We start from the raw sequence: 24,009 nt of genomic DNA, 5'->3' as shown, positions 1-24,009 counted from the left end.
AACCGGCATCAACCAACAAGGAGAAAACAAATGACGACGAGACGTAAGTTTATCCAGGGTGCCGCTGTTGCCGCACCCGCCACCCTGGCTGCCCCGGCGCTGGCCCAAAGCACGATCACGTGGCGGATGCAGACCTATGCGGGTGCAGCTTTGGCCGCAGAGGTGATCGACCCGGCCATTGAAATGTTCAACGCCATCGCGGGCGACCGGATGCAGATTGAGCTGTTCTATGCAGACCAGCTTGTCCCCACGGGCGAGCTGTTCCAGGCCTTGCAGCGCGGCACAATTGACGCCGTGCAATCTGATGATGACAGCATGGCCTCACCCACCGAGGTTACCGTGTTCGGCGGCTATTTCCCGTTTGGGTCGCGCTATTCGCTGGATGTTCCTGTGCTGTTCAACCGCTACGGGCTGAACGAGATTTGGGCCGAAGAATATGAAGCCGTTGGCGTCAAGCATGTCAGCGCAGGTGCCTGGGACCCATGCCATTTCGCCACCAAAGACCCGATCCGCAGCCTTGCTGATCTGGAAGGCAAGCGCATCTTTACCTTCCCAACTGCGGGCCGGTTCCTGTCGCAATTCGGGGTCGTCCCGGTGAACCTGCCTTGGGAAGACATTGAAGTCGCCGTGCAAACAGGTGAACTGGACGGGATTGCCTGGTCGGGGATCACCGAAGACTACACCGTGGGCTGGGCCGATGTGACCAACTACTTCCTGACAAACAATATCTCAGGCGCGTGGATTGGACACTTCTTTGCTAATATGGACCGCTGGAACGAATTGCCCGAAGATCTGCAAAAGCTTTTCCAGGTCTGCTGCGAGCAATCGCATTACTACCGCCAGCATTGGTATTGGGGCGGCGAGGCTGACCTGCGTGTCAACGGCACCAAGATGGAGCTGACAACCATCCCAGATGAAGAATGGGCCCAGGTCGAAGATGCGGCGCAAGTCTTCTGGGAAGAAATCGCAGCCGAAAGCGACACCAAGCGCCGGGTTGTTGATATCTTCAAGAAATACAATGCCGACATGGTCAAAGCTGGCCGGCCATATCGCTACGGCTAATACCGCGCGACGCAGTCCCGGGCTTGACCCGGGACCTCAAACAGAACGCAATTGGAGGCCCCGGATCACGTCCGGGGCGCCGTCACGATAAAGGAAACCGAAATGCCCGGATTGCTGACCTTCGATGACCTCAAAGCCCGTGTCGCAGAGGGATCAATTGACACGGTTCTGACTGTATTTCCCGACATGCAGGGCCGTTTGATGGGGAAACGGTTTCACGCCGTGAACTTTGTCGAGACCTCATTCAAAGAAACCCATTGCTGCAACTATCTGCTGGCCACCGATCTTGAGATGGCCACCCCGGATGGTTACGCATCCAGCAGTTGGGAAAAGGGCTATGGCGATTACATCATGGCCCCCGATCTTGCCACGATCCGCGAATTACCCTGGCTTGAGGGCACCGCGATGGTGCTTTGCGATATTCTGGACCACCACACACATGAACCGGTGCCGCATGCGCCACGTCAGGTGCTGAAACGCCAGGTCGATCGGCTAAAGGCGCTGGGCTTTGACGCCATGATGGCCACTGAGCTGGAATTTTTCCTGTTTGAAAAGTCATTTGATGATATCCGCCGGTCGGGCTTTCGTGATCTCACCCCGATCAGCGGCTATAATGAAGACTATGCCATTCTGCAGACCACCAAGGAAGAAGGCGTCATGCGCCCGATCCGCAATCATTTGTTTGCCGCGGGTCTGCCCATCGAAAACTCAAAGGGTGAGGCCGAAACAGGTCAGGAAGAGCTGAACATTCGCTATGCCGCCGCCATCGATTGCGCGGACCATCATACGATTGCCAAAAATGCCATTAAGGAAATCGCCTGGCAGCAGGGCCATGCTGCGACTTTCCTGCCCAAGTGGCACCATGACAAGGTAGGCAGCTCATCTCATGTCCATCAATCGCTTTGGGTGGATGGCAATCCCGCCTTTTTTGACCCCGATGCCGATCTGGGCATGTCCACGTTGATGAAACATTACATGGCCGGGCTAATCGCTTACTCGCCCGATTACACCTTTTTCCTGGCCCCCTATGTCAACAGCTACAAGCGCTTTGCAAAGGGGACCTTCGCCCCCACAAAAACCGTCTGGTCTGTCGATAACCGCACGGCGGGCTTTCGCCTTTGTGGGGATGGCACCAAGGGCGTTCGGGTCGAATGCCGCATCGGCGGGTCTGATCTGAACCCCTATCTGGCACAGGCCGCGATGCTGGCCGCTGGCATCAAGGGAATTGAGGATAAGATGGAACTTGCCCCACCAACGAGGGGTGACGTCTATGAAGACGCCAAGGCACAGGACATCCCGCAGACCCTGCGCGCGGCGACTGAGACGCTGCGCAACTCTGCATTTCTGCGTGCCGCGATGGGCGATGATGTGATCGATCACTACACCCGCTGCGCCGAATGGGAACAAGAAGAATTTGACCGCGTTGTCACCGATTGGGAAATCGCGCGCGGTTTTGAAAGGGCTTAAGGAATGATCCGCTGTATTTCACCTATCGACGGTTCGGTCTTTGCCGAACGCGCCGTGCTGACCCCTGCCGCCGCGAAGGATGCCGTGTCGCGCGCCAAGGCCGCGCAGGCCGATTGGGCGGCCCGCCCGCTGGCCGAGCGTATCGCGTTGGTTCGCGAAGGTGTTGCCCAAATCGGTGCTATGAACGACCAGATTGTGCCCGACCTTGCCCGCCAGATGGGCCGTCCCATCCGTTATGGTGGCGAGTTCGGCGGCTTTAATGAGCGTGCAAGCCATATGGCCGATATTGCGGCAGATGCCCTGGCTGATATCGTTGTGGAAGACAGCACTGCCTTTCGTCGCGTTATCAAGCGTGTCCCTCATGGTGTGGTGCTGGTCGTTGCCCCCTGGAACTATCCTTATATGACCGCAATCAACACGGTCGCCCCAGCGTTGATCGCCGGGAATACCGTTATGCTAAAACATGCCAGCCAGACGCCCCTTGTGGGCGAACATCTGGCCGAAGCCTTTCATAGCGCGGGCATTCCGGCGGACGTTTTCCAGAACGTCTTTTTGGACCATCAAACCACGTCCGACCTGATCGCAGCCAAGAGCTTTGGTTTTGTCAATTTCACCGGCTCTGTCGGCGGCGGGCGCGCGATGGAAACCGCGGCGGCGGGCACGTTTACGGGCATTGGGCTGGAATTGGGCGGCAAAGACCCCGGCTATGTCTGCGATGACGCCGATTTGGACGTCGCCGTTGAGACACTGATCGATGGCGCGATGTTCAATTCGGGCCAATGCTGCTGCGGGATTGAACGGATTTACGTGGCCGAACAGCATTTTGACGCCTTTGTCGAAAAGGCGGTCGCGATTGTGAAGGGATATAAGCTCGGCAACCCCCTCGACCCCGAAACGACGCTGGGCCCCATGGCCCATAAACGTTTTGCCGATGAGGTGCGCGGCCAGATCGCTGATGCGGTTGCAGCTGGGGCCACGGCCCATATCGCCCCTTTTGCAGCCGACGATGGCGGTGCCTATCTGACCCCGCAAATCCTGACCAATGTCACCCATGATATGCGCGTAATGCGCGAAGAGAGCTTTGGGCCTGTCGTCGGGATTATGCCCGTCAAGGATGACGCCGAAGCCATTGCCATGATGAATGATAGCGATTTTGGTCTGACGGCCTCGGTCTGGACCCAGGATGTCGCCCGGGCAGAGGCCATCGCCGACCAGATCGAAACCGGCACTGTCTTTATGAACCGCGCAGATTATCTTGATCCGGGCCTGTGCTGGACCGGCTGCAAGGATACCGGGCGCGGCGGCGGTTTGTCTGTAATCGGCTATCACAATCTGACCCGTCCAAAATCATACCACCTGAAGAAGGCCTGACACATGACCCTGACTGCCAATTGGTCTTATCCAACTGCCGTGCGCTTTGGCGCAGGACGCATTGCCGAAATCGCGGATGCCTGCGCTGCTGCTGGGATCAAGAAACCGCTTTTGATTACAGATCGCGGTTTGGCCGACATGGCGATCACCACCAAAACGCTGGACCTGCTGGAGACCGCTGGTCTGGGCCGCGCCATCTTTGCGGATGTGGATCCCAACCCCAATGAAAAGAATGCCGCCGCGGGTGTGCAGGCCTTCAAGGAAGGCGGGCATGACGGTGTCGTGGCCTTTGGCGGTGGATCGGGGCTTGATCTGGGCAAGCTGGTGGCGTTCCTGGCCGGGCAAACCCGGCCTTTGTGGGATTTTGAAGATATCGGCGATTGGTGGACCCGCGCCGATGCCGATGCCATTGCCCCCATCGTAGCCGTGCCCACCACGGCCGGAACCGGATCCGAGGTGGGGCGCGCCAGCGTCATCACCAATTCCGAAACGGAAGAGAAAAAGATCATCTTCCATCCCAAATTTCTGCCAACTGTCGTGATCTGCGACCCCGAGCTGACGGTTGGGATGCCCAAGTTCATCACGGCGGGCACCGGGCTTGATGCCTTTGCCCATTGTGTCGAGGCTTATTGTTCGCCCCATTACCACCCGATGTCGCAAGGCATGGCGCTTGAAGGGATGCGGCTGGTAAAGGAATATCTGCCACGCGCATATGATGACGGCACAGACCTTGAGGCGCGCGCCCATATGATGTCCGCCGCCGCGATGGGGGCAACTGCGTTTCAAAAGGGCCTTGGTGCGATCCATGCGCTGTCCCATCCGATTGGCGCGATGTATCACACCCATCACGGCACAACGAACGCGGTTTGCATGCCTGCAGTCCTACAATTCAACAAACCGGCGATCACGGCGGTTTTGGCTGATGCCGCCAATTATCTGGGAATTTCCGGTGGGTTTGACGGGTTTTGCGCCTATGTGGATGACCTGAATGCCCGTCTTGGGGTGCCGAAAACGCTAACCGCGCTTGGCGTGGAAAATCCCGACATTGATCGTATCGTCACTGGCGCGCTTGCCGACCCGAGCACTGGTGGCAACCCTGTTGAAATGAACAAAGAGAATACAACAGCGCTGTTGGAGGCGTGTCTTTAAGGGGTTTTAGCCTGGCATCGGCAGGGAAAATCCGTCTTGGCAGCCGTCTGATAGACAATGTCGCGGCGGCGTCTTAAAGGCATATGAACGTACGTTTAATTGATGTTAGAACTGCTGTGGTTACAGATCATTTTCGGCAAGGAAGTTACATGAAGTTAACGGACCCTGATCGGCTTTTTCCTGCAGAACCCCGTATTCGGTTCCTGGCGCGCGCGCTTTATGAACCGATTGCGGAGTTGCCGATCATCAGTCCGCATGGCCATTGCGACGCCAGCTGGTTTGCCAAAAACACCCGCTTTCCCGATCCTGCGCAGCTTTTCGTGGTGCCTGATCACTATGTGTTTCGGATGCTTGTGTCGCAGGGCGTATCAATGGACGATCTGGGCATTCCCCGCGCTGATGGCAGTGTCCCTGACACAGACCCCCGCGATATCTGGCGCCGCTTTGCCGAGCACTACCATCTGTTCCGCGCCACCCCGTCTGCAATGTGGCTAGATCATTCCTTTGAGCATGTCTTTGGCGTCAATGAACGGCTGAACGCCGATACGGCCGATGCGATATATGATCATATCGACGCGAAATTGGCCCAGGATGCCTACCTGCCCCGCGCCCTTTATGATCGGTTCAATGTTGAGGTCTTGGCAACCACCGAAGGCCCGATGGATGACATGAGCTGCCACCGGGAAATCGCGGCCAGCGGGTGGACCGGCCGTGTGATTACAACCTATCGGCCCGATGCCGTTGTTGATCCCGAATATGAAGGATTCCGCGATAATCTGGCAGCCTTCGGCAAGGTCACCGGCGAAGATACCACGACATGGGCGGGCTATTTGAAGGCGCATCGCATTCGCCGTGCCTATTTCAAGAAATATGGGGCCACTGCCACCGATCACGGCCACCCAACGGCCCGGACCGAAGATTTGGACAAGGCCGACGCCGCCGCCCTTTATGCCAAAGTCCGTAGCGGCGCCTGCACTACTGCCGAGGCTGAGGTATTCCGCGCCCAAATGCTGACCGAGATGGCCAAGATGAGCCTTGATGACGGTCTGGTTTTGCAAATCCATGCGGGCAGTCGGCGCAATCACTCGGCCAAGGTTTTTGCATCGCATGGGCGGGACAAGGGCTTTGATATCCCATCGCCGACCTCATATGTTTCAGCGCTCAAGCCAATGCTGGATGCGGTCGGGATGGAACCTGACCTGACGATCATCCTCTTCACCTTGGATGAGACAAGCTATAGCCGCGAACTGGCACCGCTGGCCGGGGTTTATCCTGCGTTGCGCCTTGGCCCGCCTTGGTGGTTCTTTGACAGTCACGAAGGCATCAAGCGGTTCCGCGAAGCCACGACCGAGACCTGCGGCTTTTACAACACCGTTGGCTTCAATGATGACACACGCGCGTTCTGTTCGATCCCCGCACGGCACGATGTGGCCCGTCGGTCAGACTGTGCCTATCTTGCCAATCTGGTCGCCACCGGGCGGCTTGGCTTGGCCGAAGCGCATGAGGTCGCCTATGATCTGACCTACCGTCTGGCCAAGCAGGCCTATCGGTTGTGACGCACGCCAGCGCTTATTGCTGATCATCTAAGGAAGGCTGATTTGCCCGATACACCGCGCCTGCGCAGATCACCTGCCCCCCGCCCCAAGACCGGTATCGTTCATCTAGGGCCCGGTGCCTTCTTTCGAGCGTTTTGCGGGACATATACAGCTGATGCGATGCAAGCTGGGGGTGGTGATTGGGGCGTTTGCGCGGTCAGTCTGCGCAGCCCCTCTGTCCGGGACCAGTTAGGCCCACAGGATTGCGCTTACACATCCGTGATGCTTGGCCCTGAGGGGCCGAAAGACACCGTGGTTGAGGTGATCAACAGTGTCTTAGTTGCCCCCGAAAACCCCAATGCTGTGCTGGTCGCGATGGCAGATCCTGCGGTGAAAATCGTTTCCATGACGATCACGGAAAAAGGATATTGCCATAATCCGGCGACGGGCGATTTGCGGGCTGATCATCCGGATATCATCCATGATCTGGCAAATCCTGACGCCCCCCGAAGTGCGCTTGGGTTTCTTGTGCTTGCCTTGGCGCGCAGACGAATTGCGGGGCACCCGCCCTTTACTGTGCTGCCTTGCGATAACCTGCCGGATAACGGGGCGCTGACCCGAAAGGTCGTTTTGGCCTTTGCCCGGCAGGTATCGCCCGACCTGGCGGATTGGATCGCCCAATACGGGGCCTTTCCCAGCACAATGGTTGACCGGATCACCCCGGCCACGACTGACGCCGATATCGATGCCTTAGCCGCACGGCAGGGCTATCTGGATAGGGCTTGCGTCATGCATGAGCCATTCCGGCAATGGGTTATCGAAGATACCTTTGTCGGTAGTTTACGCCCTGGCTGGGATACAGCAGGGGCGCAATTTGTGACTGATGTCGCCGCCTTTGAAAGCATGAAACTGCGCTGCCTGAACGGCGCCCATTCGGCGCTGGCCTATCTAGGCTATCTGGCGGGGTTTGAGACCATTTCGCAATCCGTTGCCGATGAAGGCTTTGCCCGGTTCATCCGCGCCCTTTGGACGCAAGAGGTCCTGCCGACGATCCCGCCGCCAGAAGGCACAGACCTTGCAAGTTATTGCGACGATTTGAACCTCCGTTTTGCAAATCCGGCGATCCAGCATCGCACATGGCAAATTGCCATGGATGGCTCGCAAAAAGTGCCGCAGCGGCTGCTTGGCACAATTGCTGATTGTCTTGAAGCAGGCCGCGCGTTTCCTTGTCTTGCGCTGGCTGTGGCTGGGTGGATGCGCTACGTGCAGGGCGTTGATGAAAAGGGCGCGGTGATTGATGTGCGTGATCCCTTGGCGCAGCAGCTGAAGGCCGCTGCTGATACCGAGGATCAAGTCACTGGCTTGCTGGCCGTCCGGGATGTCTTTGATCCGGCGCTTGCACAAAATCCTGAATTCAGCCGTGCGGTGAAGGATGCTTACGCGATGCTGATGTCGGAAGGGGCGATGGCCGCTGTTCGAAAGGCTGTCCTGTAAGGTGAAGGGCGGCACAGTGTGCCGCCCCGTATACCTTAGTTCGCCAGGATCGATGGCAACCAAAGCGAGATCGCTGGTACATATGTGACCAAGATCAAGGCTGAGAACATCGCCAGATAGAACGGCCAGATCGATTTCAGCGCTTCTTCGATCCTGATTTTGCCGACCGCGCAGCCGACAAACAGGCAGGTGCCCACCGGCGGGGTGCACAGGCCCAGCCCAAGGTTCATCAGCATCATGATCCCGAATTGCGTCGGGTCCATGCCCAGCCCAATGGCGATTGGCAGGAAGATTGGTGTGCAGATCAGGATCAGCGCAGCCATATCCATGATCATGCCCAGGATCAGCAGGATGATGTTGATCATCAAGAGGATGATGATCGGGTTCTCTGACACAGTCACCAGTGCCGCGCTTAGTTTTGCAGGTACCTGATAAAAGGCCAACAGATAGGCAAAGGCACCGGCGAAGGCGATCAGGATCATCACCATTGAGGTGGTGCGCACGGTCCCGGCCACGGCTGTGATAAAGGACTTCCAGCTGAGGCTGCGGTAAAAGACCGAGGTCAGGATCACCGCATAGATCGCGCCGAAGGCACCGGATTCAGTGACTGTAAAGATGCCCGACAAGGTTCCGCCCACGATGATCACAGCGGTCATGAAGCCCGGGATCGCTTCGGCTGAGGCGCGGGCGACGGTGCCCCACCCTGGGAAAGGCTCGGCGGGGTAGTTGTGTTTGACCGACAGGATATAGGCGGCCACGGCAAGGCTGCAACACATCAGAATACCGGGAATAACCCCCGCCAAAAACAGACCCGAAACCGAGATGCCCGAACCGGCAACAACGGCAAAGATAATCATGTTATGGCTTGGTGGAATGACGATTCCAGCGATGGACGACGTAACCGTAACGTTCACCGCAAAGTCTGGGCGATAGCCGCGCTCTTTCATCACAGGCACAAGGATTGAGCCCAGCGCCGAGATATCCGCAACAGCAGAACCCGATATGCCGCCGAACAGCATACTTGAGAAGATGTTTACCATCGCCAGGCCACCCTTGAAGTGCCCCACAAGGGCAGAGGCCAGACGCACCAGACGCCGGGCGATCCCGCCATGCAGCATGATTTCACCGGCGAAAACAAAGAAAGGGATCGCCAACAGCGACTGAACGTCGATGCCGCCAAGGGTTCGCTGCACGGTAATCAGTGCGGGGAAGCCTTCGTACCAGAACGCCACGCCAGCGGCGATCCCCATCGCAAAGGCAACGGGCAGGCCGACGACAACTGCGCCTGCAAAGACGCAAAGAAGAAGAGTCAGGCCCATCTTAGCTTTCCTCGATTGGTTGTTTGGCGGTGGCGTTCGGATCCCATTCAACAAAGGTCAGAACGCGCACCAGCGCGCGTGCGCTGCAGATCAGGCAGACCAGAGCGCAAAAGATCGTAATCGGCAGGGTGCGGAAACTTTCGGGGATATTCAGCATGGGCACTTGCGAGTCCCATCCAAATTGCACCAGCTCAACCCCGGCAAGGAACATGATGGCGCCAAAGCCGGCCATAATCAGATCGATCAGAATGATCCCGACTTTCTGCAGAGGTGCGGGCAGCATGTCGCGGAACATGGTCACGCCCAGATGTGATTCTTCGCGAACACCCGCAGCGGCCCCCAAAAAGACGACATAGAAGATCAGCAGAAGGCCAAGCCGCTCAACCCAGGTTGGCGTGTCGTTCATCACGTAGCGGCCAAAGACCAGCCAACCATGGGTGACGATCAGGACAATGACGCCAATGGACCCGACAAGGATGCAAGCGGTGCGGATGGCATCAAGCGTTTTTTCGATCCAATGGATCAGGGCGTTGCGACCGCTCATGGGGGCCTCGTTAAACTACAATTTAAGGGGGGCAGTTTGTAAAACCGCCCGAGCGACACAAGCACTCGGGCGATCAGATTGTATGGGCTGGCTTATTCCGCGTTGCGGATCATGTTGACCAGGTCAGTCAGCTCTGGGTTTTCAGCCAGGAAGCCTTCGTAAACAGGTGTCATAGCAGCCTGGAAAGGTCCTTTGTCAGCGATGGTGTTTACAACTGTACCACCGGCCTGAACCACTTCCATGCTGGCAGCTTCACGGGCCTGCCACAGCTCGCGCTGCAGGTTAGCGCTATTGCGGCCAGCTTCTTTGAAGATGTCCTGCTGCTCTGGTGTCAGCTTGTCCCAAGCTGCAACGCTCATGCACAGGCACTCTGGAATGATCAGGTGCTCTGTCAGTGAGTAGTAGTTTGCAACTTCAAAGTGGCTTGTGGATTCGTAGGATGGCGGGTTATTTTCCGCACCGTCCACAACGCCAGTCTGGATCGATTGATAGACTTCGGCAAATGCCATTGGTGTGGCGTTACCGTCCATCGATTCAACCATGTCCACGAACAGGTTGTTGTTCATGACGCGGATTTTCAGACCTTCAACATCGGCAGGCGTGTTGATCGGACGCACAGAGTTGTAGAACGAACGTGCGCCGGCGTCATACCAGCCCAAAGGCACGATACCGCGGGCTTTCATGCCTTCACCAATCGCTTCGCCAACTTCGCCGTCCATCAGCTCATACATCTGTGGGATGCTGCTGAAGATGAATGGAAGGGAAACGACGTTGGTCTCGGGGATAGATGTACCCATCTGGCCCAATGTGAAGCCGCCAATGTCCAGCACGCCCAGGCGAACCTGCTCAATCGCGTCGGGCTGAGAGCCGAGAACGCCGTTGTGGAAAACCTGCAGCGTATACTCGCCATTTGTCTTTTCAGCGATTTCTTCTGCGAAAGATTCCATTGCGATGGACAATGGGTAGTCTTCGACGTGAATGTTCCAGCCGCGCAGTTCTTCAGCTGCCGCAGGGGCCGCCGCAACGGCCATGCAGGCGCCAACAAGCGCACCGCGCATCGTGAATGTATGTTTCATTTGATCCTCCCAGATACATATAAAATCGCGTTCCTCAGCCCAGATCAATCATCTGGAAAAGATCGCTAACCGGTATACTAGTATTCACCCGGCCGCGACCTGTCAAACCTGTGATTTCTGCACTGCACAAAAAATTAACTTTGCCTTTGATTTCGCTGTAAATTTTGCGCAGCATTTTTGCCAAAAGGACAGGCAAAAATCACTTTAACGATTCTTTAAGGATTTACAAATTTTTCCAAATTCGCCCGGCCCATGGTCAAAATGGGCCGGAGCGCTGTTCATTTAGACGGTGCCGCGTGGTGGTCGATCATTGTTTTTGGTGAAGATCATACCGTCCAACAGTTCGGTCAGTTCGGGACGCGCCGATGGACCGTTCGAGATAGCGATCAGCAGAATACTTCCATCCGGGCGAATGACAAAGGTACCCGGTTCGGCAAACCGGCGATCTGTTTCGGCAGTCGATAGCGGCTCGGTCACGTAGAGGCCCAATGTTTCCATCTGGCCTTCGGTCAACCCGTAGGCCAGATCAAAACCCCAGCCGAATTCGGCCTGATCGGCTTCCGCTTTTTCCTGCGTGTCAGCAGATACAACCGCAATGTCGAAGCCCGCATCGGCCCAGTCCGATGTCATTCCATCGAGAATATTGAGATATTTTTTACAACGCGGGCAGTGCTTACCACGATAGACGACAAACAGTGTCCAGTTCTCTTTGGGGCCGCCGACGGTGACCGTACCGCCGCCGAGCTTTGGAAATGACATCGGTGCAAGGACCGATCCGGCAATAGGCTTTGGGGTAGGCATGAATGTGTCTCCTTCGGTGACGGGATCGTTTTCAGAATCAATTTGGGCGGCGCCCTTGGGCACCCTGCGAGGCCTGCAAATGCGAATGCAAGACAATTCTCTTCCCAAAGTTGTGTGGTTTTGCTGGACTCGTTGTATGCTAGTCTACTAGTATTCATCGCATTGATATTTTGGGAGGAATACAATGCGCATCTCAAGCGTCTCACTGTCTGTTCTTCTTGCATGCGGGGCGAGCGTCGCCACGTCGCAGGAACTTGTTAACCCAGGTTTCGAAATGGGGTGGTCCGGTTGGACCGATGTTGACCCCAACAAAGACGCCACATCTATTTCGGGTCATTTTCTGAGTGGTGAAAAATCGGCAAAGATCGAACAGGCCCCTGGCCGGTTCGAACAAATCGTGCTGGCTGAGCCCGGGTCGGAATATGAACTGATCGCCCATATCAAAGGACCCGGCACCGTTGGTATTGAGGTTGATGGCGAAACCCTGACCGTCAGCTCAGAAGGCAATGGCGAAGAGTGGATCCCCGTCAGTATCCCGTTCTCAACCAGCGATGGCGGCCCGATGATGATCTTCGGCGCGGCCAATGGCGGCGAAGGCCGGTTTGATGATTTTGATCTTGTTGCAAAAAGCGGTCCTGCACTTGCCGCAGCCGAGGCCCGCGCGGCCGGTCCGCGTGTTTACACCACCATTGAGGGCGGCTGTGATCGGATGTCGCAATTGGCCATCAAACTTGCCAGCGATAACGGCACATCCGAAGACATCCACCCACCAGAAATGGCGGTTGATCACGATTTCAACCCGGATTCCCGCTGGTCCTCTGAAAATGAAGGCAAAGAGCTGCTTTTAGATCTGGGACTGCCACACACAGTCAAGGAAATCGGGCTGGCCTGGTATAAGGGCAACGAACGTCAGTCTTTTTTCGAGGTCGCAGTTTCAACTGATGGCACTGAATACACATCCGTCATCCCACGCAGCCCAAGCGGCGGTAGCACCACCGCGATTGAGCGTTACGACATGGATGACACCGTCGCCCGGTTTGTCCGGATCACGGGGCTGGGCAATACGTCAAACGCCTGGAACAGCGTCGTCGAAGCCCAGGTATTTGGATGTGGTCTGAACGAAATCGAATCGACCGGTGATGGCACAGAATCGGCTACTGTTTCGGGGATCAGCCCGCTTGGTTTCGATCTGGCGGTTGCACCATCAGGGAACTTCGATCTTAGCGATTGGAAGATCACCATTCCGCCCGATTTGGATGGTGACGGCCGCGCCGATGAAATCGGCGAAGCTGACCTGGCAGGCGGTTGGTCGGATACAGACTATTTCTACACCGACCCGGTTTCGGGCGCGATGGTCTTCCGCTCAACCTTGGGCAGCACCACGCCAAACTCCAACTATCCACGGTCAGAGTTGCGCGAGATGCTGCGTGCCGGTGATGACAGCATCCGTACCCGGATCAACGATGGCACGCCCAACAAGAATAACTGGGTTTTCTCGTCGGCACCTTTAGAAGCCCAGGCTCTTGCGGGCGGTGTTGATGGTGTGCTCCGTGCAACCGTATCCGTCGATCAAGTCACGCGCATCGGTGAGCAAGGTAAGGTCGGCCGGGTGATCATCGGGCAAATCCACGCCAAAGATGACGAGCCGATCCGGCTGTATTACCGCAAACTGCCCTTCAACACGCATGGGTCGATCTACTATGCGCATGAGGTGCCAGATGGCGATGATGTCTATGTGGACATTATCGGCGGACGCGGCGACCGGCTGGAAAACAACCCTGATGGGATTCTCTTGGGCGAGCAGTTTTCGTATGAAATCGCAGTGACTGGTCAAGAAATCGACGGGGTAATCCATCCGATGCTGGATGTGACGATCACACGGGCTGATGGCACGGTGATCGCAGCGCCAACGTTGGATATGGTGAATAGTGGATACTCACACGCCAATGACTTCATGTATTTCAAGGCAGGCGCCTATTCGCAAAATGACACCTCCACCTGGCCCGAACGGGACTTTGACCAGGTGACGTTCTACGCTTTGGAGAACGAACATAATCCTCCCCCGCAGAACTAAGGCGCTCTGCGGGCCCGGTGTGATCGAAATGTAAATTTTTTGATCACATCGGGCTTTTTGGCATTGTAGTCAGCGAAAAAGAGGCTTATCCCACCCGAACTTGGCGCGGGATGGAGCAGCCCGGTAGCTCGTCAGGCTCATAACCTGAAGGTCGTAGGTTCAAATCCTACTCCCGCAACCACCGACAACGAACGCCCAGCAGAGTTAACTGCTGGGCGTTCGTGTTTTGTGTCCACCACTTCCATGATCGCGCCCAATTCACCGTGGAGTTCCACGTCAAACCCAGTGTTTGTTGGGGTTACCTTGATGTGGTCAATAAGGCTCTGGATCGCTTCAATAGCGCGAAGGCGGATGGCCGGATCGCTCAACCCGTCAGTTAGCTGTCTGATCTTGGCACGATACACCTGACCAATGTTGTGGATAGGGACAACACTGCTCTCTTCCTCATGCTCAGAGAGCGCGACTTCCAACGATTCCTTTTCGGCTTCGAGATCAACAAGCTTACTCGTGATGCTCTTGGTATCGGTGCCATTGACGATGTGATCGACGATACGGTCAATCTGGCGAGTCACATCGGTTAATCGTTTCTTCTTCAGGCTCAGTTCTGATGCGGTTGTTTTTCGGAGCCTCTCGACCTCTTTCTGAAACTCGGCCGTGAACTGGTCCAAGTATTCCGAGTTCAACAGACCAGTCCGAAGACCCTCGAAGACTCGTTCCTCTACCTCGGAGCGTAGGATGTTCTTCTGGTTGTTGCAGGTCTTAGATGCACGATAAGCCGAACAACCGTACCGATCTTTGGCTGTGATCGCCAATGGGCCACCACATACACCACATGTCAGTACGCCAGACAACGGATGTACCTTGCGATGCTTACGGTTCAATGCGTGGTTTTCGCCGTCCCTGGGCATGACAAGAGTGTTGTTCTCCTGCTGGACTTTGACCCGTTGCCATAATTTATCATCAATGATCCTGAGTTCGGGGACTTCTGTGACCGTCCAGTTCTCTTCTGGCTGAGTTCTTGATACACGCTTTCCGGTCTTGGGGTTCTTTCTGTACTCAGTCCGCCCATAGACTATTCTACCGATGTAGGCTTCGTTGTTCAGAAAGCCTGTACCACGGTCGCGTTGGCCGCGAATGGTGGTGTCCTTCCAAACCGCCCCTTTCGGACCCGCCACACCTTCATCGTTGAGAACCTTGGCAATCATGCGAGGGCTGACCCCATCGGCGTACATTGAGAATATGCGGTTCACGATCACAGCTTGCTCGGGGTCAATGGTGCGGACGCCAGGTTCACCCACAGCATAGCCGTACCCGACACCTCCAGCGGTTTTGCCGTCAATGATCCGACCCCGCTGGCCCCGTTTCACCTTGGCCCGCAGGTCAGCGACAAAATTGTCCGCAATGGTACCAAGGAAACCGACGAGCATTTTGCTCATCTCACCGTATTGAATTGTGAAGAGTCGAACTCCAATGAAGCTTAGCTCATCGTGTAGCTTCGAAATATCCGTCAGGTTTCGTGACAATCGATCCAGAGACTCGGCGAGAACAATCTCGAAGTCACCGTTTTCTGCATCGCTCATGAGTTGCTCAAATTCAGGCTGATAGGCACTGCCCCCGCTCAGTGCCGCGTCAGCATAGACACGTACAACTTCCCATCCATTCTTTGTGGCATACTCACGTGCTTCACGCTCCTGATCAATCAGGGAGGATTCTTTCTGCATGTCGGTTGAGTACCGACAGTATATCACGCACCGAGTCATTCTACCTCTCCTTCGAGAAGCATGTCAGGGTTGCGCACGAAGTCCAGTGCAGCTTGTCGGCCAAACAGACGGCTAAGCTGAAAAAGAATTTCGGACACTCCCTCGGATTGTGAAGGGATAACAGGTTTGGAGCGGTTTTGATCCGCAGAGAAAAATTGGGATTCCATGATCAGACCCACAGTATTGGTCTGAGTTCTCCACCCTCGTGACCTGTTGTGGATGCGCACTGATAGGCTCAGCAAAGACTGTGCTGAATACGTTGTCGTTTAGAGCCTTGGATCGACAGGTTCGCTCTCCAACGCCAACACGGCCAATGCGCATTCATGTACTTTCGACAGCGGTAAACCTTCCACGAAACGGTGCAATCCCTCAAAGCCCAGTTTGAACTCACGTTCCGCCAGTGAGAATTTTCTTCCCAGGCCGCGTTGTCGCAGTCGTTCGATGTTCTCGGGTAAGTCATAGTCAGGACCGTAGATGATGCGGAGGTAGTCACGTCCACGTACCTTCATCGCAGGTTGGATCATGCCTTTTTCACCGCGCACCAAGAAGTCGGTTGGCTTGAACACCAGCCCTTCACCGCCCTTAGATGTGTGGTCGAGCCACCATTCAACAACCGCTTTCCGTTCTGCGGGATCATCGAGATTGATCCGCTTCCAACCCGTTGCTTGAATGATCGGGTCACCTTCAGCCAGTTCTGAGATTGTTTCCATATGCCAAGTGTGCGGTCTATCCGAGTGAACATGGCCTTCACTCGCCAGAATATGGAACGGTGCAATCCGATAATCATCGATGCTGCCAGCCTGCCAGCAATACCCATCAATGGTCTTGCCCATCAGTCGTGCATTCGACAGCCTGATCTCAGCTTTGGCCTTCAGATCGGACAAGTCATCTGCATCACCTTTACGGATCAATGCTTCGATCAATGCGGCGGCGGATTGTTCAGCAGCAGCCACTGTCGGATAGTATTGACGCTTCAGCAGGTCCTGTGCCTTGGCCGACCACGGCATCAATTCCGCATCCAGCAGCACCCAGTCAGTTCCCAACTCATCCCAAAGACCCGATGACTGCATAGATGCCGCCACACGCCCAACCACAGCCGCCTCTGATGTTTCGTCCTTGAAGAACGGTCGCCCTGTTCGCGTGAAGATGACACCAGCTTTGCCATCTTCGACGCCAAATCGCACCTGAGCAGCCTCTGCATTTTTGGCGACAACCAGTAGCGCCCGTGATCCCATGTGTTTTTCTTCGACGACAAGATCGGTCACGCCACGTCCAGCATAGTGATCCATGGCCTGCTCTGGCCGCTCAAGGAACGGCCCTTCTGAAGCCGTAGGACATGCTGCCATTGTTGGTGGCAAATAGATCAACCAACGGGGATCAACCGCAAAGCGGCTCATGACTTCCAGAGCAGCGAGGCTGTTCTCTTCCGGGATTTGGATCGTGGACTTGAACCGCGTCTCGATCCGCATCTTCGTCGCGTAGTCGTCGAAGTATAGAAGCTTGTCGTGGTCCTGCTGCGCGGTCAACGACTGCCCTGCATCCAGAGGTTTGGCGGGGATTGCGTATTGCTGCTTTGCAGGGACAGACACAGTTTCCCGTTCAGGCCAACGTAGCGCAGTCAGCTTACCGCCAAAGACGCAGCCAGTATCGATACACATCGTGTGGTTCAACCATTCAGCATCAGCCATGGGCGTGTGACCGAAGACAACATCGGCCTTACCACGGTAGTCTTTGGCCCATTCAAGGCGCACCGGAAGGCCGAACTCATCAACCTCGCCTGTGGTTTCTCCGAACATAGCGAAGTTGCGGACATGACCTGACCCGCGTCCATGCATCTCTTCCTTCAATCCAGCATGGGCGATGACCAGTTTACCATCGGCAAGCCATGCGTGGGACCGCAAGTCCCATATGAAGTCACTGGCCTGTTTGCGGAATGCATCAGAGGTCTGCTCAAGCTCCGCGACCGTTAGATCGAGTCCATGTGTTTGCGTAACTGACTTACCCTTGAGCCATTTGTTCAGCTTGAAGTCATGGTTGCCGACAACGCATCTGCCGGAGCCTTCGTCACACATCCCCATCACCAACCGCAGCGCATTGAGGTTTTTAGGGCCGCGATCCGTGATGTCGCCGACAAAGAAGGCGATGCGTCCTTCGGGATGTCGGGCGCGGATCAGGTCTTCTGATCCATCTTCATACGGATCGATCTGATAGCCGAGATTGCCCAACAGTTCGGTCAACTCGTCGAAACACCCGTGGATGTCACCAATGATATCGAACGGGCCATGATCTTGGCGGTTGTCTGTCCATAGCGGTTGACGTTCGATCTGAAGGGCGTCGACATCTTCGGGGGACTTCATGATATGAACGTTGCGAAAGCCTTCCTTCTGCAAGCCACGCAATCCCCGACGCAGGGCCTTGGCGTGGTTGCGTGTGACATGCTCACCAAAATCACGGTTTGGCCGCTGTTGATTGCGTTCATGGCAAATCTTGGGGTCGATATCCAACACCAGTGCAACCGGCAAAGCGTGGTACTTACGCGCAAGCTGCACAAGCTTGGACCGATCTTCGCGCTTGACCGAGGTCGCATCGATAACCGTCAACAGCCGCCGTTTCAGACGAATGGCGGCGGTATAGTTCAACAAATCAAACGCATCGCCAGTGGCTGCCAGATCGGTTTCGTCATCCGACACCAAAGCACGGCAATGATCCGAGGAGATGATCTCGGTCCCTAAGAAATGCTTAGCTGCAAAACTGGATTTGCCTGAGCCAGTGGACCCGATCAAGACAACAAGGGCGAAGTCGGGAATGGAAATCTTGGTCACTGTTTAAACTCTTCCAAATACAGTCTTACTATCGCTAGAAACGCCGCTACGTTTTTGCCGTCATCGTCAGTCGAACAGTCCGGTATTGTTCGAATCAGATAACTCCAATGCTGTGCCATAGGCTCGTCAAAAAATCGCGATGTGAACCAATCTTGAAAGTCACTCATCGCACTTTTTGGTGCACCTACTCCCAATCCTGATATGAAACCGATTGCTTCAGACAGACTATTCGGTCCGAAGTACATTCCCGGACGATTCACAACCTGGCAAAGAAGGTTTGCATGTTCTGATCTGGCCCTTAGTCGGCTCGATGGGTTCACAATTGCACGCAACAAGGCGTCACCTTCAGCCATCAAGTCTGGCCGTTCATCTTGTCTTGCCACTACTTCAGCCCATGCGATCTGTTCATGGATAAACGCATCGATCATCGGAATGCGTTCTCCGCGACCAATTTCTTTCGCGGCTGATTTGAGCACCAGAAGTTTCTCGATCTGACCGACAAGCTCCTCCGAAAGAGATTGCCCCTCAACCAGAGCCTGTAGGTTCATCGGTGGCTGCACCGTTGGATTTTGTTTAATCCACGAAATCGCCAGAACGGGCCGCAAAATGTAGAAATACTTCTTCAACGGCACATCTGAGTTGTCACCAACATGCTTGTCCCACTGTTTGACCGCCAGATTGCGGTAGTGATGCAGGCAGGATTCGCCAAACGTCGTCTTATCGGCAAACCGGATCAGCCGTTCGCAGAGATCATCGTTCCACCTGTATCGGATGGGGCTTGAAAGCCATTCCAACATCACAGGGTTGGGTTTGATCAACAGGCCAAGCGCCTTGCGAATATCCCAGCCGTTGATGTCCCAGTCGCCCTCGATTGGCAATTCGATGACATCGCGCCCCGGCTCAATGCTCAGGTACCAATCGGGTTTGTGCGCATAGATGAAACGCACATCATAGTCGCTATCGGGCGACGGAAAGCCCCATGCACGGCTACCACTTTCGATGGCAAACAGGACCCGTACGTCGTGTTCGGCCTCCAACGCGGTCAGCTTAGATTGGATCACACATTCGATCTCTGACGAGATGCTTGGCACAAAGGCTGGAAGCGTCATGATGGCTCCCCCAATGTGAAGGTCGCCATCTGCGAGGGGCCGCCATGCACCTCGTCAACAGGACCAAGAGGCGCGAACTCAGTGGTATACCCATGTTGTGCGGCAACCTCATTGGCCCAGCCCTCGAACTCGGCCCGTGTCCACTCAAAACGATGGTCCGGGTGCCGCAGTTGGTTTTCCTTCATCGTCTCAAACAGGACGTTGTATTCGCGGTTCGGTGTCGTCATCACGACCATATTGGGTCGAGCGTCTGCGAAGAGTGACATCACCAAAGCTGATAACCTGTGTGGTTCAATATGTTCGATGACCTCTACAAGCGTAGCTGCATCGAAGCTTTTCCACCGACGATCACCATAGGTCAGGCTACCCATCTGCAATGCCACACGTTCGGACATGGCATCACCAGCTTGATGGAGGCGCAGCTTCCGATGAGCAGCTTCCAAGGTCCGGACAGATGGATCAACACCAACGATCCGATCAATACCCCGTTCTTTGATCAGTCGTGCGATCAGCTTCCCTTCGCCACAGCCAAGGTCGAGAACCGATTTCACGTTCCTCTGTCGAAGGACATCGGCAACCGTATCCAATCTAATGGCATGTAAGCGCAGTGGCTTTTCCAGTTGCTCTTCAGGCTTCAGTTTTGGGGTCTCTTCCTCGTTATCTGCGACCGAGGACTCCTCCAACCGAGCCAAAGCCAAGTTCGCCAATGAGCGACGATGCTTCAACGCCCGACGGGTGATCAGTTCCTTGGCAGGGTGATCAGCCAACCAGCCCTCTCCCTTTGCCAACAGCTTGTCGATCTCTTCCTGCGCCACGAAGTAATGCTTGAAGTTGTCCATGACTGGGATCAACACATGCAGGTGGTTCAGTATGTCAGCCAGCCTTAGGCAAGCCATCAGACGTAGGTCGATTACCGTCTGATCATCAACTGTGTCAGGCGATAGAATCGTGTATCCCAGAGGTTCGAAAAGCGAAGTCAGCAGTTCTCGATCCCCAGCCAGTGCAACAGGCAAAATACGGATTTCGAAATCCAACGGCTGATCGGCCAATTCCTGACGGTCCTTGGATTTGCCCGCCATCGTCTGTGCAAACGACCGGCCCATTGCAACCGACAAGAACGAGTTCGCCACATAGGGTCGGTCGTTCACGTACTGAGCCAAAAGCCCATCTGACTGCTGGTTCTTACCGCGAACCAAACCAATTGGATCAACTTCGAGATGCAATACCGCTGTCGTGCGTTCGTCTGATACCTCGGGATAGAAAATCGTCGCATCACCCGCAGATGTCTTCTTGGTGTGCACGTGATCTGGGTGCTTATGCAGCAGAAAGCCGAGATCACGTGCGGAATAGTCTGCCCCTTCTTTTGCCAGCAATGTGATTTCGATCTGCATATCAATGGGTCTCAATAAACTGCGGTGAATTACTGACTATCAACACCACAACTTGGCAACAATGTGATTGCCTATAGATTTAAGACAAACAGAGTTCTCTTTCGGTGTGTGCGAACTCCCGCAACCACTGACAACGAACGCCCAGCAGTTAACCCTGCTGGGCGTCGGTCGTTTTGACCTACCACTTCCATCATCGCACCCAATTCACCGTGCAACCCCACGTCAAACCTGGTGTTTGTTAGGGGTGTCACTGACTGGTGTAATTTCACTTCGATCACGTACCGACCAACCGCATGACAGGTCAGTCCAAAAGTGTTGGCTGATCTTCTCAGATAGGCTTCACGGCGCTGCAACAGCACGTCCCCTGCAAGACCTGGCGGCGCCAAAACCAATCGTATTTCAACCAAACGATGGCGCGTTGTGTTACGCGCGCATCCCTATCGCGGCTCTGCCGTCTTCGGTCTTGAGCGAAAAATCTGTCCCAAGCCAGGGATCGGCATCCGGTGTGGTCAGGAAGACGATCGCGCGGGCGACCCATTCCGGCGAGATGTGGTTTTCCCACGGAATTTGGCTAACCGGATTAATGCCGCTGTCGCGTATCTGTTCTTGCATCTTGGTCGCCACGGTCCCTGGCGACAATCCGATAACGCGCACGCCTTGTTCCGCCGCTTCTTTGTGCGCAACACCGGTCAAACGCAGGACTGCAGCCTTGGAGGCGCAATAATGGCTCCAGCCTTCGAGGAAGGAATTTGCGGCGCCAGATGAGATGTTAATAATCGTTCCCCAGCCCTGCGCCTGCATCACGGGGATCGCATAGCGCAGACCGTGGTAGACGCCCTTGACGTTCACATCGATGATGTCACCCCAGGCCTCCGGGTCGCTGTCCGCGATACTGCTGATCGGGTCGATCAGGCCGGCGTTGTTCAACAATACATCGACACGACCGAAGGTGCTATCGGCATGGTTAATCAATGCCCTGACGGCCGTGTGATCGCTCACGTCACACACAAAAGACGATGCTGTGCCGCCGGCTTGTGTGATCTCGGCGGCAATGGCGTCGATCTGATTTTCTGTACGGGCCGCAAGAACGACGGTCGCACCCAACGACGCAAGGTGGCGTGCTGCGGCCTCACCGATCCCGCGGCTTGCGCCCGTAATGATGGCTGTTTGGTTTTCTAGGTTTTTCATATTTCAGGCCTCCTTCAGTAATCGATTTTCAGTGCATTGACCGTCGCAACAATGTTCACGGTTGGGGCAATGGCTGGATTGGCGTCGCCGACGCCGAATTCAGAGCGGGTTAATGTGGCCTCAAATCGGGCTGATGCGGTGGTGCCATCAATGGTGATCTGCCCGACCAACGGAACAAGCATGGTGACCCCTTTCAGGGCCAAATCGCCATCCATCTTCAAATCGCCATCCTGTATGGACGCGAACCCAGAGCCGTCAAAACGCGCCTCTGGAAAGCCGCTAACATCTAACCATGTCGGACTAAGCAAAGCCTGTGCCGCCTGAGCATTGTCGATCCGCGCCGTCGTCATGTCGATGGTGACAGCAACTTGCGCATCTTGCGGTGCCTGTTCGTCATAAATGATCTCGGCGCTCCAGCCGTCGAAACGACCAAATGCTTCGGCCCCACCGATCTCGATGCCAAAGGATAGCGCGCTGCTATCATGATCAACGGCCCACGTGGTTTGAGCCGCAGCCGAAGACGCCAAAAGCCAAAAGGCCCCGATATGCGTGATCAGTTTCATGGTTTTCTCCTTTCGCGCAAACGCAGCAATGCCGGAAGCATCGACGTCAGCACGTCGTCACGATCAACAAAATGATGTTTGAGCGCAGCGGCGATGTGCATGGCGGCCAGAGCGCCCAAGGCACAGCCGCCCAGGAAATGCAGCCAGCCGAACAACATCTCAGCCCCCGTGCTGGGGTGAATTGGATGAGGTAGTGAAAACAGCCCAAACACAATCGTCGGGATGCCCAGCGGTGACGACGATGCAAGCAACCAACCTGTGATGGGCATCGTCAGCATAAGGCAATAGAGCCCAAGATGGACGAGAGCCGCAGCGCGCCGTTCAATCGGTTTCAGATGGGCGTGATGTGGGGCCTTTGTGGCAAAGCGGATCACCCCGCGCGCCACCAACAGAGCAAACAGCAAGACGCCGATGGATTTGTGAAGTTGGAACGCATCAAAGATACTCAATCCCAACAGGGTCACGCTGTAATCGCCAGTGGTGGCGGCCGCATGGGCCAGCCGCGACATCGTGAAGCCCATAGCCAGCATGGCCAGCAACAGCACCGCCATCAGCCAGTGCAAAGACTTGAGGACAGGGTGCCATTGCATCGTGCTTAGCCTTCGTCAGCTTCGCCGAAGCCTTCGACGCGGCCCCAGTTACACGGTATGTTTGTCTCGGGCATGCCTGCGCATTGCACCAGATCAAAACGGGCGTCGACAGACACAGTAAATCCGGTCGGGCTGCCGATGAAGGCGATGAAGTCCATCCCGTGATCCAGACGTGCAACTTCACCAGTGGCATGGAAACCGACCACGCGGACTTCGTCATAATCCGGAATGAAATCAGGGTAGTTGCGGTCGTTGACCATGGTAAAGTCCAACGTCAATGGCGCGGTGACGCCCAACAGTTCCAATTCACCCAGCAACTTTCCTGACGTCGGCGTCAACATCTGCACTTCGTTTGACGTAAAGGTCATTTCAGGGAAAGCTTCGACATTGAAGTAATCGGCATTGCGCAAGTGACCATCGCGCGCCTCGTGATTGCTGTCGATGGAAACTGTTTGCACGGTGAAGGTGATCTGCGAATTGGCTGGGTCTGCCTCGTCAATAATGAAGGTCCCGTCGAAATCGTTGAAACGCCCGACCGTGTTGGCCATGTTCATGTGGTCGATTTCCCAGCCCAAATAGGCGTGGCCCAAATCAAGTGTCCATTCGACAGGTTCAGCGATGACCGGCACAGCGAGCATGGCGGCAGCAGACAGGGTTGTAAGAAACGTTTTCATAATTTGGTTCCCTTTCGGTT

General features: G+C 55.5%; 19 protein-coding genes and 1 tRNA gene. 8 read left to right on the top strand and 12 right to left on the bottom strand.

Translation table 11 applies throughout. The features are described 5' to 3' along the window. Positions 1 to 30 precede the first annotated feature (30 nt). From AABB29_RS07415 to AABB29_RS07390, 6 genes are all read left to right on the top strand, one after another. Positions 31 to 1,062: a TRAP transporter substrate-binding protein gene (locus AABB29_RS07415; RefSeq protein ID WP_341367543.1), complete on the top strand. Its 1,032-nt coding sequence runs from the start codon at positions 31 to 33 to the stop codon at positions 1,060 to 1,062. Between the two features lie 102 nt (positions 1,063 to 1,164). Beyond that, on the top strand, positions 1,165 to 2,529 hold the full coding sequence (locus AABB29_RS07410; RefSeq protein WP_341367544.1) for a glutamine synthetase family protein: 1,365 nt from the start codon (positions 1,165 to 1,167) through the stop codon (positions 2,527 to 2,529). Between the two features lie 3 nt (positions 2,530 to 2,532). Further along, the gene (locus AABB29_RS07405; protein WP_341367545.1) at positions 2,533 to 3,900 is read left to right on the top strand and encodes an aldehyde dehydrogenase family protein; all 1,368 of its coding nucleotides are present in this window, start codon (positions 2,533 to 2,535) and stop codon (positions 3,898 to 3,900) included. Positions 3,901 to 3,903: 3 nt separating this feature from the next. Continuing rightward, entirely contained in the window at positions 3,904 to 5,049 is a 1,146-nt protein-coding gene (locus AABB29_RS07400; RefSeq protein ID WP_341367546.1) for an iron-containing alcohol dehydrogenase, read from the top strand. Between the two features lie 149 nt (positions 5,050 to 5,198). Further along, positions 5,199 to 6,605, top strand: a complete 1,407-nt coding sequence (uxaC, locus tag AABB29_RS07395) for a glucuronate isomerase (RefSeq protein ID WP_341367547.1) — start codon at positions 5,199 to 5,201, stop codon at positions 6,603 to 6,605. 42 nt (positions 6,606 to 6,647) lie between these two features. Beyond that, positions 6,648 to 8,078 carry a mannitol dehydrogenase family protein gene (locus AABB29_RS07390; RefSeq protein WP_373636851.1) on the top strand — a complete coding sequence of 477 codons (1,431 nt, stop codon included), beginning with the start codon at positions 6,648 to 6,650 and terminating at the stop codon, positions 8,076 to 8,078. 35 nt (positions 8,079 to 8,113) lie between these two features. Here the strand turns inward: AABB29_RS07390 and AABB29_RS07385 are convergent, their stop codons facing one another. The 4 genes from AABB29_RS07385 to AABB29_RS07370 form a co-directional block, all read right to left on the bottom strand. Then, positions 8,114 to 9,397, bottom strand: a complete 1,284-nt coding sequence (locus tag AABB29_RS07385; RefSeq protein WP_341367550.1) for a TRAP transporter large permease — start codon at positions 9,395 to 9,397, stop codon at positions 8,114 to 8,116. Between the two features lies 1 nt (position 9,398). Beyond that, positions 9,399 to 9,941: a TRAP transporter small permease gene (locus AABB29_RS07380; RefSeq protein WP_341367551.1), complete on the bottom strand. Its 543-nt coding sequence runs from the start codon at positions 9,939 to 9,941 to the stop codon at positions 9,399 to 9,401. 92 nt (positions 9,942 to 10,033) lie between these two features. Further along, positions 10,034 to 11,017: a TRAP transporter substrate-binding protein gene (locus AABB29_RS07375; RefSeq protein ID WP_341367552.1), complete on the bottom strand. Its 984-nt coding sequence runs from the start codon at positions 11,015 to 11,017 to the stop codon at positions 10,034 to 10,036. Positions 11,018 to 11,299: 282 nt separating this feature from the next. Continuing rightward, a complete protein-coding gene (locus tag AABB29_RS07370; protein ID WP_341367553.1) occupies positions 11,300 to 11,818 on the bottom strand; it encodes a redoxin domain-containing protein in 519 nt (172 codons plus the stop codon). A 184-nt stretch (positions 11,819 to 12,002) separates the two neighbouring features. On the opposite strand from AABB29_RS07370, the gene AABB29_RS07365 reads away from it, so the two are divergent. Both AABB29_RS07365 and AABB29_RS07360 read left to right on the top strand, forming a co-directional pair. Continuing rightward, the gene (locus AABB29_RS07365) at positions 12,003 to 13,892 is read left to right on the top strand and encodes a polysaccharide lyase family 7 protein (RefSeq protein ID WP_341367554.1); all 1,890 of its coding nucleotides are present in this window, start codon (positions 12,003 to 12,005) and stop codon (positions 13,890 to 13,892) included. Positions 13,893 to 13,996: 104 nt separating this feature from the next. Continuing rightward, positions 13,997 to 14,073: transfer RNA gene (locus AABB29_RS07360), tRNA-Met, on the top strand. Here the strand turns inward: AABB29_RS07360 and AABB29_RS07355 are convergent. The 8 genes from AABB29_RS07355 to AABB29_RS07320 all read right to left on the bottom strand — a co-directional run bounded on the left by AABB29_RS07355 (position 14,030) and on the right by AABB29_RS07320 (position 23,989). Then, positions 14,030 to 15,613 (bottom strand): recombinase family protein, encoded by a 1,584-nt coding sequence (locus AABB29_RS07355; RefSeq protein ID WP_373636906.1) that lies wholly within the window; start codon positions 15,611 to 15,613, stop codon positions 14,030 to 14,032. The genes AABB29_RS07360 and AABB29_RS07355 overlap by 44 nt on opposite strands. A 305-nt stretch (positions 15,614 to 15,918) precedes the next feature. Beyond that, complete coding sequence (locus AABB29_RS07350) at positions 15,919 to 18,474, bottom strand: polynucleotide kinase-phosphatase (protein WP_341367556.1); 2,556 nt, start codon at positions 18,472 to 18,474, stop codon at positions 15,919 to 15,921. Next, the gene (locus AABB29_RS07345) at positions 18,471 to 19,583 is read right to left on the bottom strand and encodes a nucleotidyltransferase domain-containing protein (protein ID WP_341367557.1); all 1,113 of its coding nucleotides are present in this window, start codon (positions 19,581 to 19,583) and stop codon (positions 18,471 to 18,473) included. Before AABB29_RS07345 ends, AABB29_RS07350 begins: the two co-directional genes overlap by 4 nt. Next, positions 19,580 to 20,974, bottom strand: coding sequence for a 3' terminal RNA ribose 2'-O-methyltransferase Hen1 (locus tag AABB29_RS07340; RefSeq protein ID WP_341367558.1), 1,395 nt, complete (start codon positions 20,972 to 20,974; stop codon positions 19,580 to 19,582). Before AABB29_RS07340 ends, AABB29_RS07345 begins: the two co-directional genes overlap by 4 nt. Before the next feature lie 423 nt (positions 20,975 to 21,397). Further along, on the bottom strand, positions 21,398 to 22,162 hold the full coding sequence (locus AABB29_RS07335; RefSeq protein WP_341367559.1) for an SDR family oxidoreductase: 765 nt from the start codon (positions 22,160 to 22,162) through the stop codon (positions 21,398 to 21,400). 14 nt (positions 22,163 to 22,176) lie between these two features. Beyond that, the gene (locus tag AABB29_RS07330; protein ID WP_341367560.1) at positions 22,177 to 22,725 is read right to left on the bottom strand and encodes a YceI family protein; all 549 of its coding nucleotides are present in this window, start codon (positions 22,723 to 22,725) and stop codon (positions 22,177 to 22,179) included. Beyond that, positions 22,722 to 23,315 carry a cytochrome b/b6 domain-containing protein gene (locus tag AABB29_RS07325; RefSeq protein WP_341367561.1) on the bottom strand — a complete coding sequence of 198 codons (594 nt, stop codon included), beginning with the start codon at positions 23,313 to 23,315 and terminating at the stop codon, positions 22,722 to 22,724. The genes AABB29_RS07330 and AABB29_RS07325 overlap by 4 nt, the downstream gene beginning before the upstream one ends. A 5-nt stretch (positions 23,316 to 23,320) precedes the next feature. Further along, positions 23,321 to 23,989, bottom strand: coding sequence for a YceI family protein (locus tag AABB29_RS07320; protein WP_341367562.1), 669 nt, complete (start codon positions 23,987 to 23,989; stop codon positions 23,321 to 23,323). Positions 23,990 to 24,009 lie beyond the last annotated feature (20 nt).

The organism is Yoonia sp. BS5-3 (assembly GCF_038069655.2).
GTDB lineage: Bacteria > Pseudomonadota > Alphaproteobacteria > Rhodobacterales > Rhodobacteraceae > Yoonia > Yoonia phaeophyticola.
This window is presented reverse-complemented; position numbering and strand designations above follow the sequence as displayed.